This window comes from Streptomyces sp. NPDC037083, from assembly GCF_055606485.1.
On record NZ_JBVJSQ010000022.1, the window covers coordinates 52,195 to 65,765 of the forward strand.

The 13,571-nt window shown below is 68.8% G+C and carries 13 protein-coding genes and 1 pseudogene; 9 read left to right on the top strand and 5 right to left on the bottom strand.

The window, feature by feature from the left end; all coding sequences use genetic code 11:
• Positions 1-10: 10 nt before the first annotated feature.
• From ACZ7DE_RS38635 to ACZ7DE_RS38665, 7 genes and pseudogenes are all read left to right on the top strand, one after another.
• A complete protein-coding gene (locus ACZ7DE_RS38635) occupies positions 11-799 on the top strand; it encodes a DUF6417 family protein (RefSeq protein WP_470769079.1) in 789 nt (262 codons plus the stop codon).
• Positions 800-989: 190 nt separating this feature from the next.
• Positions 990-1,479: pseudogene (locus ACZ7DE_RS38640) on the top strand (lamin tail domain-containing protein).
• Between the two features lie 225 nt (positions 1,480-1,704).
• Entirely contained in the window at positions 1,705-2,610 is a 906-nt protein-coding gene (gene ku / locus ACZ7DE_RS38645) for a non-homologous end joining protein Ku (protein WP_470769068.1), read from the top strand.
• A 584-nt stretch (positions 2,611-3,194) separates the two neighbouring features.
• Complete coding sequence (locus ACZ7DE_RS38650; protein WP_251100348.1) at positions 3,195-3,740, top strand: P-loop nucleotide/nucleoside kinase family protein; 546 nt, start codon at positions 3,195-3,197, stop codon at positions 3,738-3,740.
• A gap of 9 nt (positions 3,741-3,749) precedes the next feature.
• Positions 3,750-4,256 carry an NUDIX hydrolase gene (locus ACZ7DE_RS38655; RefSeq protein WP_470769069.1) on the top strand — a complete coding sequence of 169 codons (507 nt, stop codon included), beginning with the start codon at positions 3,750-3,752 and terminating at the stop codon, positions 4,254-4,256.
• Between the two features lie 517 nt (positions 4,257-4,773).
• On the top strand, positions 4,774-5,016 hold the full coding sequence (locus ACZ7DE_RS38660; protein ID WP_470769070.1) for a hypothetical protein: 243 nt from the start codon (positions 4,774-4,776) through the stop codon (positions 5,014-5,016).
• Positions 5,017-5,025: 9 nt separating this feature from the next.
• Positions 5,026-5,508: a hypothetical protein gene (locus tag ACZ7DE_RS38665; RefSeq protein ID WP_470769071.1), complete on the top strand. Its 483-nt coding sequence runs from the start codon at positions 5,026-5,028 to the stop codon at positions 5,506-5,508.
• Positions 5,509-5,707: 199 nt separating this feature from the next.
• Here the strand turns inward: ACZ7DE_RS38665 and ACZ7DE_RS38670 are convergent, their stop codons facing one another.
• The 5 genes from ACZ7DE_RS38670 to ACZ7DE_RS38690 are packed head-to-tail and all read right to left on the bottom strand — an operon-like array spanning position 5,708 to position 11,070.
• Entirely contained in the window at positions 5,708-7,186 is a 1,479-nt protein-coding gene (locus ACZ7DE_RS38670; RefSeq protein WP_470769072.1) for a TniQ family protein, read from the bottom strand.
• Positions 7,183-8,271, bottom strand: coding sequence for an AAA family ATPase (locus tag ACZ7DE_RS38675; protein WP_470769073.1), 1,089 nt, complete (start codon positions 8,269-8,271; stop codon positions 7,183-7,185). The genes ACZ7DE_RS38670 and ACZ7DE_RS38675 overlap by 4 nt, the downstream gene beginning before the upstream one ends.
• A complete protein-coding gene (locus tag ACZ7DE_RS38680) occupies positions 8,268-8,603 on the bottom strand; it encodes a hypothetical protein (RefSeq protein WP_470769074.1) in 336 nt (111 codons plus the stop codon). Before ACZ7DE_RS38680 ends, ACZ7DE_RS38675 begins: the two co-directional genes overlap by 4 nt.
• A gap of 2 nt (positions 8,604-8,605) precedes the next feature.
• A complete protein-coding gene (locus ACZ7DE_RS38685; RefSeq protein WP_470769075.1) occupies positions 8,606-10,321 on the bottom strand; it encodes a helix-turn-helix domain-containing protein in 1,716 nt (571 codons plus the stop codon).
• The gene (locus tag ACZ7DE_RS38690; RefSeq protein ID WP_470769080.1) at positions 10,318-11,070 is read right to left on the bottom strand and encodes a TnsA-like heteromeric transposase endonuclease subunit; all 753 of its coding nucleotides are present in this window, start codon (positions 11,068-11,070) and stop codon (positions 10,318-10,320) included. Before ACZ7DE_RS38690 ends, ACZ7DE_RS38685 begins: the two co-directional genes overlap by 4 nt.
• Positions 11,071-11,465: 395 nt before the next feature.
• Here ACZ7DE_RS38690 and ACZ7DE_RS38695 point away from each other — a divergent pair, with 395 nt between their 5' ends.
• Both ACZ7DE_RS38695 and ACZ7DE_RS38700 read left to right on the top strand, forming a co-directional pair.
• Positions 11,466-12,740, top strand: coding sequence for an ATP-binding protein (locus tag ACZ7DE_RS38695; RefSeq protein WP_470769076.1), 1,275 nt, complete (start codon positions 11,466-11,468; stop codon positions 12,738-12,740).
• Positions 12,737-13,571 (top strand): tetratricopeptide repeat protein (locus tag ACZ7DE_RS38700; protein ID WP_470769077.1); only part of this gene is annotated, 835 nt, incomplete at its 3' end. The genes ACZ7DE_RS38695 and ACZ7DE_RS38700, both read left to right, overlap by 4 nt.

Genomic DNA, 13,571 nt, shown 5'->3' on the forward strand with positions numbered 1-13,571 from the left:
GGTGCTGGCAATGGTGGCCGACCGGCAGCAAGCGGCTGGTCACGGCTGGGCCTTGGACCAAGACCTTCGGCAGGTCAAGCAGCGCGTGTTCAACCTCACCACGCGAGGCCTGGTGGAGTTGGCGGACCGAGAAGACCGCGCGGAGCTGTCGGCGTGGGAGGGGCGGGCCGTGCGGTGGGCGGCGCGTCCGACGCCGTGCGGCCACGACCTTCTCCTCTACAGCCGTCTGCGCCCCCAGCCCGTGCCGGACGAGCCCGGGCCGGGGCTGCGACGGGTGGAACTGATCCCGGCGCAGATGACCGCGCTGCGCCTGTTCGTCGCCCTCACGGGCCAGCTGCGGGTGGCGCCAGCCGAGGGGCTGGCGGAGCGGGTGCGCGGGGCCCGGCGAGAGTCGGGCACAAGCCGGCACGTGCTGTACCTGTCGCCAGAGCAGATGGAGTCGGTGGCATACGGGTTCTGGCTGCACAAGATGTCCGGCTCGGCTCTCGAGGCCAACCGCTTCGCCCCGCGACTACGACGTCGCCCATCACCCTGCTCTCGCCACAGAGGGGTGCGACCGCACGCGCAACGCCCTGAGCACGGTCACAAGTCATCCCGAAGGCCTTCCAGGCACCCAGTCCTGAGAGCCGCAACAGACTCTGACTTCGTTTGCCGCTGTCGCGGTACCGGAGTTGTTACTCACTTTCGGGTGATGGGCCGGGCGTACCCGCAGCACCCGGCGCGGAGAGAGCGGGCCCCGGCCAACTCTCGCAAGGGGCCCCAGGCTGCATGCCGTCAACCTCGTACATCGCCAACATAAATGGACGATACAAGCGAGAGTCGCAGAAACACGGGCAACAAGTAACACAGCTCCTGTTTCCATCCCAACTCACTACCGAAGGGGACAGAGTGTGTGTGCGGCCAGCCCGGCCGCCACCCGCACACCGCACCGACTTCCCGACGGTCCTGAAAGCCACGGGAGAGGGTGCCCGCACCATCTGGGGGACTTCATGTCCGCTTCTGCTTCCGTCACCGCCCGACGTCTGGCCGCCGCCGCGCTCGCGGCCGGCGCCCTCGTCTCGGTGGCGGCGCTGCCGGCGTCCGCGGCCGACCACCGTCCGGCCCGGGAAAGGAGTGGAGATCTCCGCCGTCCAGGCCGACTCCCCGGGACGCGACGACCGCTCCAACCGCTCGCTGAACAAGGAGTGGGTGGAGCTCACCAACACCACCCGCCACGCGGTCAACCTCGACGGTTGGACCCTCGAGGACGAGTCCGGCCACACCTATACCTTCGAACACTACCGCCTGGCCGGCCGCGCCACCGTCCGGATCCACACCGGTGAGGGCCGCGACACCCGCACCGACCTCTACCAGGACCGCCGCGCCTACGTGTGGGACAACGACCACGACACCGCCACCCTGCGCAACGACCGAGGCCGCTTCGTCGACGACGAGTCCTGGGGCCACCGCCGTCACCACCACGGCGACTTCCGTCGCTGACCCACCGGCCCTCCCGCAGGGCCATGCCAGGGGGTGATCGCCCCACGGCGTGACATGTCGGCGGCGCGCGACCCGGTGGTGCGGTCGCGCGCCGCTTCACGTTCGGCGGCCTCCTCTGTGCCGGGGTCTGCTCGGGTTCGTAGGCTGGAGGTGCTCGGGGCTCACGGTGGTGGAGGTGTGCGGTGCCCCGAACGATTTGGTCCGATCAGCTTCGGCCTGGTCACGGTGCCGATCAACGTGGTCAGCGCGACCGAGGACCACAGCATCCACTTCCACCAGTACCACCTACAGGACATGGGCCGGATCCGCACCCGCAAGATGTGCGAGATCGAGGACCGCGAAGTCTCCCAAGCGGAGATCGGCAAGGGCTACGAGCTCACGAAGACCCAGGTCATCCCGATCACTGACGAGGAACTGCGCGACCTTCCGCTGCCGACGGCCAAGGCGATCGAGATCGAGGCCTTCGTGCCGCTGGAGTCGGTGGACCCGATCCGGATCGCGGAGGGCTACTACCTGCAGCCCGCCGGGCAGGTCGCGGCGAAACCGTACAAGCTGCTGCGCCAGGCGCTGGAGCGGTCGGCGAAGGTCGCGGTCGCCAAGTACGCCTGGTCGGGCCGCGAGCGCCTGGGCCTGCTCAGGGTGCGCGGGGATGCGATCGTTTTGCACGCGATGCGCTGGCCGGACGAGATCCGCGACCCCACCGAGCTGCTGCCGCCGACGGTGGAGGTGTCCGAGGACGAGATCGAGGGCGCGCTGGCGCTGATGGAGACCATGACCCGCGAGGACTTGGAGGGGGAGGAGTTCCACGACTCCTACACCGAGGCCATAGCGAAGATCATCGCGTCCCAGCGGGGGGACAAACCGCTCCCGGAGGCGCCGGAGCCGAAGGAGCAGGGCCAGGTCCTGGACCTGATGGCCGCGCTGCAGGAGTCGGTGCGCAAGGCGCAGGCCTCCCGCGGCGAGACCGACGAAGCCGGCGCCGACGTCCACGACCTGGCGCAGCCGAAGAAGAAGACGGCCGCCAAGAAGAGCGCGAAGAAGACGGCGGCCAAGAAGACTCAGAAGAAGACGGCGGCGCGCAGGCCGCGTAGCGCGGAACGCATCCATACGGCCTCGGTGCGGGGAACATGAAGGCAGGGCTCCCGTTCCGTGTTTCCCCCGAGCCGGGACGGGGGCCCGCCCGGCCGGTCACCGTGGCGGGGAATGCCGGCACGGCCGGGCGCGTTGTGCGGGGCGTGGCAGTGTCCCCGGGCCTCACCTATTGCCTGCGTGAAAGATCGTCCGGCCGAAGCCCCGCAGAGCCTGTCGCCGCGTAGGCGACCGCCCTCCACGACCGCACCTCTTCACCTCGGCCCGTGCCGGCGACAACGCCGCCCGGGGCCTGTAGGTTCCGATCGGGTTTGTCAGCGGGCGCTGCGGTGACCTGCGACCTTGCGTGGTTGTCTCGATGATCTGGCGGTGGGTTTGTCCAGCCGGGCTGTCGGTTTCTTCGGGCTGGATGCGGGGCTCGGGCGGATCTGCCCGAGGACGCAGGGCTCGTGGGGTGGCTTCGACAACGTGAGGTGACCCAGTTCGGCGGCGGGATCCGGACCCACTTGGCGATCTTTCGGGCATGATCTGCAATGGCGTTCGCCCTGATGTAATTTGCGCGGCATGCTGACCCGACGCGCCGGGCTCGATGTGCGGGCCTGGCAACCGGGGCGGGGAGGATCGCGTTGATCGTCTGGGTGAACGGTGCGTTCGGCAGCGGGAAGAGCACGCTGATAGACGAGCTGCGTCCGCGATGGCCTGAGGCCCTGGTCTATGACCCGGAGATGGTCGGCTATGTGCTGCGGGAGATCGTGGAGGTGCCGACCGGCGACTTCCAGGACCTTCGGCTGTGGCGGCGGCAGGTCGCCAACCTGGCGGTAGGGCTGGTTGAGGAGTACCGCCGTCCGGTTCTGGTCCCCATGACCTTGGTCAACCCCGGCTATGTCGGTGAGATCTTCGGCGCGTTGACGGATGCGGGCATCGACGTCCACCACTTCTTCCTCAAGGTCTCCCGAGAGGTTCTCGAGCAGAGGATCGACGGCCGGAGCTTCACCCCGGACAACCCTGAGCAGGACGAGAAGGTTCGACGCTGGTGCAAGGACAAGATTGCGCCGTGCATGGCCGCGGCTGACACTCTGCCCAGCGACACCGTGTTTCTGGACGGCGAGTTGACCCCGCAGGAGTTGGCCGACGTGGTGCTGGCTCGTGTCGGCGCGGCTGCGAACCGGTAGGACTGGTTCGTGGGTGAACTTGTTGAGCGGGTTGACGAGCGTGACGAGGTGCTGGCTGTTGTGGACAGGGGGGAGGCGATTCGTCAGCGGTGGCTGCATCGCATCGCGACGATCGTGTGCCGCGACCGTGCGGGGCGGTTCTTTGTCCACCGACGTCCGGATGATGACACTCGTTTCCCGGGGCAGATCAACTGGATGCTCGGAGGCGCGGTGGACGTGGCCGAGCCGTATGAGGATGCTGCTGCGCGGGAGTTGGCGGAAGAACTTGGTGTTCATGCCCGTCCTCGTTTCCTGTTCAAGTTCTTGTGTGAGGGCGTGATCAGCCCGTATTGGCTCGGTCTGCATGAGGTCGTCGTCACGGAACCGGTCCGGCCCGACTCTTCGGAGGTCGCTTGGCATGACTGGTTGACTGAGTCCGAACTGACGGACCTGGTCCGGCATCGGGAGTTCGTTCCGGATGCTCGTGAGGCGTTCGACCGATATCGCGCCCTGCCGGCGCGGCCGGGAGCGATGTGAGCTGGGGTGCGCGTTGCTGGAGTTCGTGCTCCGCGGCGCGGCGTCCCGCGGCGGTGAGCGTGTAGTAGGTGCGGCGTCGTCCCGCGCCGCGTCCTGGAGTTGTGCGGCTGAGCCAGCTGGCGTCGTCTTCGGGCCTGCTGCTGAGCCAGCCGGCTCGTTCGAGCTGGCGGAGGCGGTCCGAGACGCTGCCTTGGTTGAGACCGGTCCTTGCGCTGACCTGGGATCCGAAGAATTCTGCAGGCGCGCGGTCGACGAGATCGTGGAGGAGTGTGAGCGTCTCGGCTCGGACCCGGATGCGTGGGACCGGGATGTTGTCGTAGGGCCTGAGGGGGCCGGGAGGTCGGCGGGTGACGAGACTCTGCATCGCCCGGGCGAGGGTGTCTTCGTCGGGCATGGCGACGAACTGGTCGCTGTTGAGGGCGTTGCGCATGAGTTCCTGTACCCGTTTGTGTGCGAGGTCGTGTAGCAGTGATTGGCCGCGTGTGCTGGGGTGCTGGGGCTTGTTGAAGGCGGATCGGTGGAAGAGATCGGTGCCGAGGTCGTGTTCGAGTCGCTGGAACTGGGTCACGAGGGCGCTGCGCTCGGCCTTGAGGTAGTTCGCCGCCGTTTCCAGGGACGGGAAGGCCATGGCGATCCGGAAGCGGTGCAGCCGGAGCCAGCCGTGCAGTGTGCCTTCGACGGCCGTGCGGACATCACGGGGGATGGAGGGGTCGAGCTTGGCGGTCATGACGGTTCGGCTGTGAACGCCTTGGGGACGTAGGGCGATGCCGTGGTGCTGGAGTCGGCGGCGGATCGTCTCGTCCTGGGTGCCGGCTTCCTGGGCGATGTCGTAGGTGGAGCGCTTGTGGGTGAGGTATTGCTCGCGGAGCCAGTCCTCGTCGATGGGGTGGGGGCGCCGGGAGTGGTAGATCGTCAGGCCGACCGTGCGGGCCTGTTCGACGACGATGTGCCGGGGCAGGCCGGTCTCCTTCGCGATCAGGGTGAGCGTCTTTTCCTGCCGGGTGTATTCGCGTTCCAGGAACTCGGGCGTGAGGATCGCGCGGGCTTGCTCGCGCAGCCGCCAGGCAGCCAGTGGCGAGTGCCGGCTCGTCCATTCCTGCGGCTCGGCGCCGATGTGCTCGAGCGCGAAGCGGACCTGCGTGATGGTCATGCCCAGGTGCTGGGCGGCCTCCCCGGGGGTGCGTCGTTCGCCGAACACAAGGCGCCTGAGGGCGTCCAGATCGATGTCGGTGAGCGGCGGGCCGGGCAGTGACAGCCCGGCAGCGCACTGTTCGGGCGGTTCCCAGGCGAGGGGTTCGGTGATACCCAGCCTTCGAGGAGCCAACGGGCGTGCTCGTGCAGGGCATGGCGTTGACCGAGGGTGAGGGCGGGAAGGAAGGCGAGGTAGCGGCTGCGGTCGCGGGCCGACTGCCAGGCCAGGGGGTGCGCGGGGTCGGCCAGGTCCGATCCGGTCAACAGCTGGTGCAGGTAGCGCTGAGCCTGGACGAACCGCGGGTCTGAGCGGCCCGGTGGAGACAGTCGCCGGGCTGTGTGCCGGTGGCGAAGCACAGCTGCTTCCAGGTGTCGTAGCTGATGGGCTGATCGGGGACGAGATCCCGGCGGCGCTGGTAGTCGATGGCGCCGCCATGATCGTCCAGATGGTCGGCGAGCCGGCAGAGCGCGATCAGCACGTCGGGATGTGCGCGGGTGATCCGCCGCAGCACCAGGCCCATGGTGTCCGACAGATACGGGTGGAGCCGGCCGGTGACCTCCCCCGGGGTGCGCTGCGGCTCGCCGGGCAGCAGAACCAGTGCGCTGGCCATGGCCCGGAAGTAGTCCTCGTCCGTGCCAACGTGCGGCATGAGCCGGACTGTCCAGGTGGGCCAGAGCAGTTGGGGAACATGCCGGATGCGGCCGGTCGACACGGTGGAGTCGGCGGCGGGGTAACCGGCGCGGGGCGTGGCCGATCGCAGGCGTAGCCGGTCCAAGGCGCGCATGTCCGGGTCGGCGGCCTGCAGGAACCGCCGGTGAGTAACAGCGGACAGGCGTGGCCATTGATGGAAGTCCATCCCCTGCGGCAGGGGAGAGCCCGTGGGGTCCTCGCGCTGTCGCAGCCGGCGGATGACGTCGATGGCTTCGGCGTCCGTGCCCGCGAGGATGGGCTGCGCGGTGGCGGCGATGACGCCGCGGACCGCCGGGGACAGCGCCTGGAGCCGGGTCTGGCGGGTCGGGCGCGGCTGCCGGGCCCAGCCCTCGGTCACCACGGCGCCGAGATCGTCGAGATCCGTGGTGCGGATCGTGCGGTGCAGCCAGGTGGTGCAGGCGTTCAAGTCGGAGAACACCGTGTGGGCCTGGGCGGGATCGTCCCGGCTGAGCAGGTCGTCGATCCAGCCCTGGGCCTGGAGCAACGCGTGCCTAGCCGGGAGGGACAGCAAGGATGTGGTGCTCAGGTCGGTGCCGCAGACCGGTTCGCCGCGGGGCTGGCGCAGGCAACTGGTCGGCGGGTGGAGGTGGCTTCGGCGGGGCAGGCGGCGCCGCGGGGCGCTCTGGCAACGGGGGCAGACATCGTGCAGCAGCACTTGGTGTGTGGTGCAGGCGAACACCCAGGGCAGCCACCAGCGCAGCAACCAGTGGCCCTCGCGCTCGGCCAGGCACTGCGGGCAGTAGTGGCAGCGGGGCTGACGCTGCGGGCCCCAGGACATGTCGGCGCTGAACACCATCGCATCAAGGCGCCCGGCAGGCAGGCCGGTGACCGACTCCAGGTCCCGTAGGACGTGCGGCTGAAGGCGGGTGACCAGCAGACGGGTGGTGAACACCCGCGGCAGCTGCAGGATGTCCATGATGGCCGGCAGCGGCAGGCCACTGCGGCGGCCCAGGGCCTCCAGCCAGCTGTCCAGACTTTCCCCGGGCAGTGGAGCGACGCGCAAGGGCAGCACACGTGTCTCGCTCATGCCGTGTCCCCCAGTGCGGAGGGCATGGTGCCGTGGGCCAGGGCGGCGGCCATCTTCTGGCGAGCCTGCTCGGATGCCTCATCCAGCCGGACGCCGTCGAGAACCGTGCGGTTGAGGGTCTCCGCGCCGGTGCGGATCGCGCGATAGCAACCGCGCAGGACCAGGGTGAAGTACGACCCAACGTGCCCGCTGGTGCGTTCGAAAAGGTAGTCCGCCAGCCGCACCAGCATGCCCGGCCGGTGATCGGCCAGGACCAGACGGGACTCGGTGGCCTTCAACAGGCTCCGCCAATGCGTGCGCCCCTGGTCGGTGCCCAGGCGGAACGGGTCCACCCCGAGCCGCGTCCAGCGGCGGGCGGTCTGGGCCAGCACCGTGTTCTTCCCGGTCAGCCCGTCAGCGAAGAACCGCCGCTCGGCCAGCCCGACCCCGACATAGATGAAGGTCACCGGGAGCTCGTTGGCCAGCCACTTCAAGTGGTTGGACACGGCCAGCCCGTCACGGCGGTCGAGGTCGATGAAGTGGATGTCGTCGATGATCCCGAGCTGGGTCTCGCAGGACAGCACGCAGTCCAGCGCGTGGCTGGCCAGGGCCGCGGCGTTGGCCCGGTCGGTGGCCGGATGCCCGTAGAACTCGCAGATCATCCGGTTCAGGGTGCGCAGGGTGGTGTTGGAGGTCAGGCCGACCCGGAAGACCGGGATGCGTTCGTGGCCGCCGTCGGTCACCGGGGACAGGCGGCGCATCTGCTGCCGGTCGAAGGTGCGGCCGTAGAGGTTGGCGATGGTGGTCTTGCCCAGTCCGGGCAGGGCGTCGATGACAGCCGCGGATCGGATGCGGTCGCCGTCCTGCCGGTTGCTGGCCACGATCTGGTCCAACTCCTCCTGAATCGCGGAAAGTTGTGGGGTGTTGACGATGCCGAAGTTGGCGTGCCAGTCGTGGCGGGCGTCGTTGTAGTCCTCCGCCGCGGTCTCACTGAGGGCGGAGAGCTGGGCGCGGGTGAGCCTGTCGGGCCGCTGCCGGGTGGGGGCGTCGGCGAAGCGGCGCCAGCCTTCCTTGCGGGACAGGCTGAACTGGTTCGGCTGCTTCACTCGATCACCTCGAAGGCGTCGGCGTAGAAGTCGTCGCCGACCGGGACGTCGAAGATCTCGTCTTCCTCGTCGCCGTCACCGGGCGGCAGCTCGGGCACCAGTTGCAGCCCGGGCGGGGTGAGAGGGCCTTTCTGTTCGGGCAGCACCGGCAGGACCAGGGCACTGCGTTCGGCCGACAGCCGCACCGCCATGCGGCGCTCGCGCCGGTCGGTGACCATGCCTGCATCCCAGCGTGCCAGCAGATCCGCAAGGGCCTGCGGGGCGTCGATGTGCCGTCCTTTGCGGGCGGCGAGCCGTCGGGCATAGGCGGCGGCCTCGCCGCTGAACGGCATGCTCAGTGCGGGAGCGTGCTCCCACTGAAGCGGGTGCCAGGAGCTGTCGTCCGGGTCCTGGAAGTAGACGAAGCGGACATCGTCGGGATTGACGTGGATCGGCCACTGCTTGCCGAAGGCGCCCCCGTAGGGGCTGGGTGCGTTGCGGTAGCCGTCCAGCACCGGCCCGTTGTAACGCAGCCCGTCAACCTCGACGCCGTAGTGCTGGATGGTGCGGGGCTTGACGGCCAGGAACTCAGAGCCAGCTCCGGGGCCGCGGGCATGCGCAGTCGTCCCGCCCGCCCCAGGCCGATGCGCAGCATCTCCAGCGGCGACAGCGACAGCTTCGGCCACTGCGGGATGACCAGCCCGTCGTGCTCGCGCCGGTGATAGACCTCGCTGATCCACTCGCGGATGATCTCCTCGACCTCGTGGATGTAGAAGAACGCGGCCTCCTCGACCGTCTCGCCGCGGCTGTGGACGTCCGGCCCTTTGTAGGCGGGCAAGTGCTGGATCAGCCCCTCCCGCAGGGTGCGGAAGAAGCGTTCGACGGTCGGCTTGTCCGTGGGCTTCTTCGGCTGGGCCGGCTGGATGGACATGCCCAGCCGGGTGCAGACGCCGATGACGTGGGCCGACATGAACGCCCGCCCGTGATCGATGACGAGGGTCTCGGGCGGACACAGTCCACCGCCCGGCCGCAGCCCCTCCTCGGTGAAGACCACCTCGTTCCAGAGGCCGTGGTAGGGCGCCAGCCCGGTCCGGGCCGCTTGCTCGAGCGGCGGGCAGGCCGCCTCGAACAGCACCCCGGCGACATCGACCGCCTTCGTCGAACAAGCCGTCACCCGCAGCCCGACGATGCAGCGGGAGAACAAGTCCTGGGCAACGGTGAGCTGGAGAGGAACCCAGCGACAGGTCACCGGTTCCATGGCGTAGATGTCCAGGTCCTGGGTGTCCAGGACCACGTACTCGCCCGGCCGGGTCGCCCGCAGCCGGCCATAGGTGCCCTGCGGCCGGGCGGCGATCGAACGGCGAGCCTTCGCACTGCCCGACATCGCGTTCGTGCCCTTGGCCAGCGTGGCGAGCCGGCCATAAGCCGTGCTCCGAGCCGGAACCGGGACGGTGCCCTCGCCGTACTCGGTGACAAGACGTTCCGCCGCCCGCCGCAGCAGAGCCGAACGGGTCGGGGTCGAGGCGTCCACCGACTCCGCCATCACTCGCCGGACCGCTTCCTCCCACCGGGGGTCGACCCGCGAGCCGTTGCCCTTCACCACCCGTGCGTCGATGAGACCGGCCTCACCGCTCTCCCGGTAGGCGTTCAGCCACCGCCACAACGTGCGCGCCGAAACACCCAGCTCGGCGGCCTTCGCCGAGGCGCGGTCCTTCAGCGGCAGGTCGGGGTCGAACCCCGGCCGCGGCTCGGACGCCAGGGCGCTGTCCGCATGCCCGGCCCGGAAACCGCTCAGGACCTCCCGGACATGGTCAGCACGCTCCCGCAGCGCTGTGCGCTGGGCCGCCGAGAGGCTCGCCAAAAGCACCCCGACACCGTCCGCGGCACTCGGCCGGGAGGTCTCGCCGGGGCGTGCCCCGGCCGCCAGCCGGCCGAGCGGGATCGCGCTGAACTCACCCGTGCGCTCGTTGCGTGCCGTCACCCGAAGGCCGTCGAGTTCCACGATCTCGATGACATCGCCGTCGAAGAACAGACGTGCCCCCGCGAAGACTTGCACCGTCTGCCCGTTCATGCCGCCGCCCGGATGCTGGTCGTGCCACCGAGCGGGGCCCGCAGCTCTGCGAGAAGATCACCGCACCACAGCAGATGCAGCACGACCGGCCGGACGGCCTCGGCCGGATACTGCGTGGCCAGAGCCGCCTCGATGCCGCCGATCGTCGACTGCTGGTGGGCTGTCTCCAGCACCTGGGGCACCAGGGAAGCCTCCAGCAGGTGACGGCGCCGGTAGCCTGCGAGGAACCGCACGTTCTCCACCACCGTCGGCTCGGCCCCCGACCAGGTCTCATAGACCCAGCCGCGGCTCGAACACAGCCGGCGTGTCCAGTCGAACTGCGCGATCACCTTGGAATCCTTCATGCGTGAGGGTGCTTTGACGTCCACGACGGTCACCAGACCGTCGCAGTGGACAAGGAACAGATCGGGGACGTGACGCCGAAGGCGGTCACCGTCCGGCCCGATCAGCTGGAACGGCTGAGCCGCGATGCTCACGACGTCCCGGTCGAAGTCGGCCAGCAGAATGCGAGCCAGCTCCAGGCGGCTCTCGTAGGCAACCAACCGGCCCGTCGTCGCTGCGTGGTACCAGCCCGAGTAGTGCGTGCGGCCCCGGTACCAGCGGAACTCACGGACCGGCTGCCCGGCCGCCACTTCCTCCACGGACAACCGGTCCAAGCCCACCTCGACCAGCTGATCACCAGCCCGCCGGTAGATGGCCCGAACCGTCCGGCCTTCTGTCGTGCCCGTTTCGCCCAATTCCACCGCCATGGCCACCCCTTCGTGTCCGATGCCATCGACACCAAGACACTGACCACCACCACGAGTAACGTGGATGAGAAGCCGGGAAAACCAACGGAAGACCGGACCCGCGCGGTAGGACGCTACAAACGCTCCTGGCCCGGCAGGGAACGAACAGAGCGTGTCGACTGACAAGTTGACGACAAATCACTTGGACAGTGACATCTCTAATCGGAACCTACAGTTGAGACGTCGAACACCTCTCTCAACGGCACGGGAGCCTCGTGCGTTGCGGGACGCCGGCCCGTCACCCGATCAGTGGCCATTCTGAAAGAGCTCAGTGGTTCTCGAAGGCCGAACGGCCACGGCTCGTCAGGCCAAGGGCCGGCGAAAACTCCGTGACGGTGAGTCCGTAAAGTGGCCACATGTCTGACGTCTCTCCCCTGATACAGAGTTTGCGCACGGCCGTCGAGGCGACACCGGGTGACGTACCTCTCCGACTTCACTTGGCCGGCCTGTTGCTGGATGCCGGGCAGCAGGACGACGCGGTCACGCAGGTGGCCATCGCGCTGCAGCACGCGCCGGGTGACAGTCAGGCAAAAGCGTTGATGACACGCGCGATGAGTACGCACTCGCCCGCGGGAATGCCGCCTTCTGAGCTTCCGCCGGGCCCGGCAACCCCACCCACGGAGCCCGCGCCCGACCCCACTTTCAATTGGGGCGCCGCCGCCGACCAGGTCAAAGACGTCATTCCGCCGCGCTTCGTGGAAGAGCCCCTGGCCACCGACGGCAGCGGCGACCCCGACGGAGCCCCTGCCTGGGACGTCGACGCTCCGGGCACCGTGCGCCTCGCCGACGTAGGCGGCATGCAGGAGGTCAAGGACCGCCTGGAAGCCGCGTTCCTGGCGCCGTTGCGCAACCCGGAGTTGCGCAAGCTGTACGGCAAGAGCCTGCGCGGCGGCCTCCTCCTCTACGGACCTCCCGGCTGTGGCAAGACCTTCGTGGCACGTGCCGTCGCGGGAGAGCTCGGTGCGAGCTTCCTGTCCGTGTCGGTCAACGACGTGCTCGACATGTGGATCGGCAACTCCGAGCGCAACATGCACGAACTCTTCGAGACGGCCCGACGGCAGGCTCCCTGCGTCGTATTCCTCGACGAGTTGGACGCTCTCGGCGGCAAGCGCAGCCGTACGCAGAGCGCCGGCTTGCGCAACACGGTCAACCAGCTCCTGACTGAGCTCGACGGCATCGACGCCGCCGCCAACGAGGGCGTCTTCGTACTCGCCGCGACGAATGTCCCCTGGGACGTCGACATCGCGCTGCGCCGCCCTGGCCGCTTCGACCGCACGCTCCTCGTGCTGCCTCCCGACGCGCCGGCACGCGAGACGATCCTCCGATACCACCTGCGCGAACGCCCGATCGAGAAGGTCGACTTGGGTAAGCTCGTCAAGCTGACCGACGGCCTGTCCGGGGCCGACCTCGCCCACCTGTGCGAGGCCGCGGCGGAAATCGCGCTCCTCGACTCGGTGCGCACCGGTGTCGTCCGCATGATCGGCATGAAGGACCTGCTCGGCGCCGCGAAGCAGACGGTGCCCTCGGCGGAGCCGTGGTTCGCCTCGGCACGCAACGTGGCGATGTACGCCAACGACGGCGGTATGTACGACGACCTGGTCGCCTATCTCAAGAAGAGGCGGAAGCTGTGACCACGCTGCACCCGACCGTCGAACAGGCCCAAGCGCTGATCGACTTCGAACGCTATGACCAGGCTCTGGCACTGCTGGGCCGCCATCTCGCCGAGGATCCCGGGGACATACGCGCCTGGGTCAAGATCGGCTACTGCCATCTCAACACGGCGGTGCCGCGGCAGGCGAGGGAGGCGGCCGACGAAGCCCTCAAGCTGGACCCCGAGGACTACGGCGCGCTGATGTTGCGTGCCCGGGCAATGGTGGACGAGGGGGGTTGGCTCAACGTCGAACCCGTGCTGCGCGAGGCGGTCCGAGTGGCTCCTGAGGAGTCATACCCCCGTGCCATGCTGGCGGACGCCGTGTGGCGAGCCGCGATCGTCAAACACGCCCGGACAACGGGCTCGGGGACGATCAGTCATGCCGAGATGGATCGTGTTTCCGGCGAGGCGGCCGACCTGGCCATGGAGGCATTGCGCCTGGGCCCCGAGGACCTCTACGCCCACGAGGTCGCGCACCGCATCGCCAGTGCGGCCGGCAATGGCACCGTCTCCGATCAACTCGACGAGGCCATTCTCCGCATCGACCCCACTCACTCCGAAGCCCTTGCCCGCCAGACGAAGAAGGCCGCCGAGGCCCCGGGTGTGAACGCCGCACAGGCCGCCGAACTGTACGCGGGCGCACTGGCCGACCAGCCCGACTCGTCCTGGATGCAGCAGCAGCTCGACCGTGCCACCTATCGGCTCCTGCGGGGCACTCGATGGCTCGCGCTGCTCTGCCTGGTCACGGCGGGCGCCATGATCAACCTCTTCCCCTCGGACGACGACCCGACCCCGGCACTGCCCCTGCCCA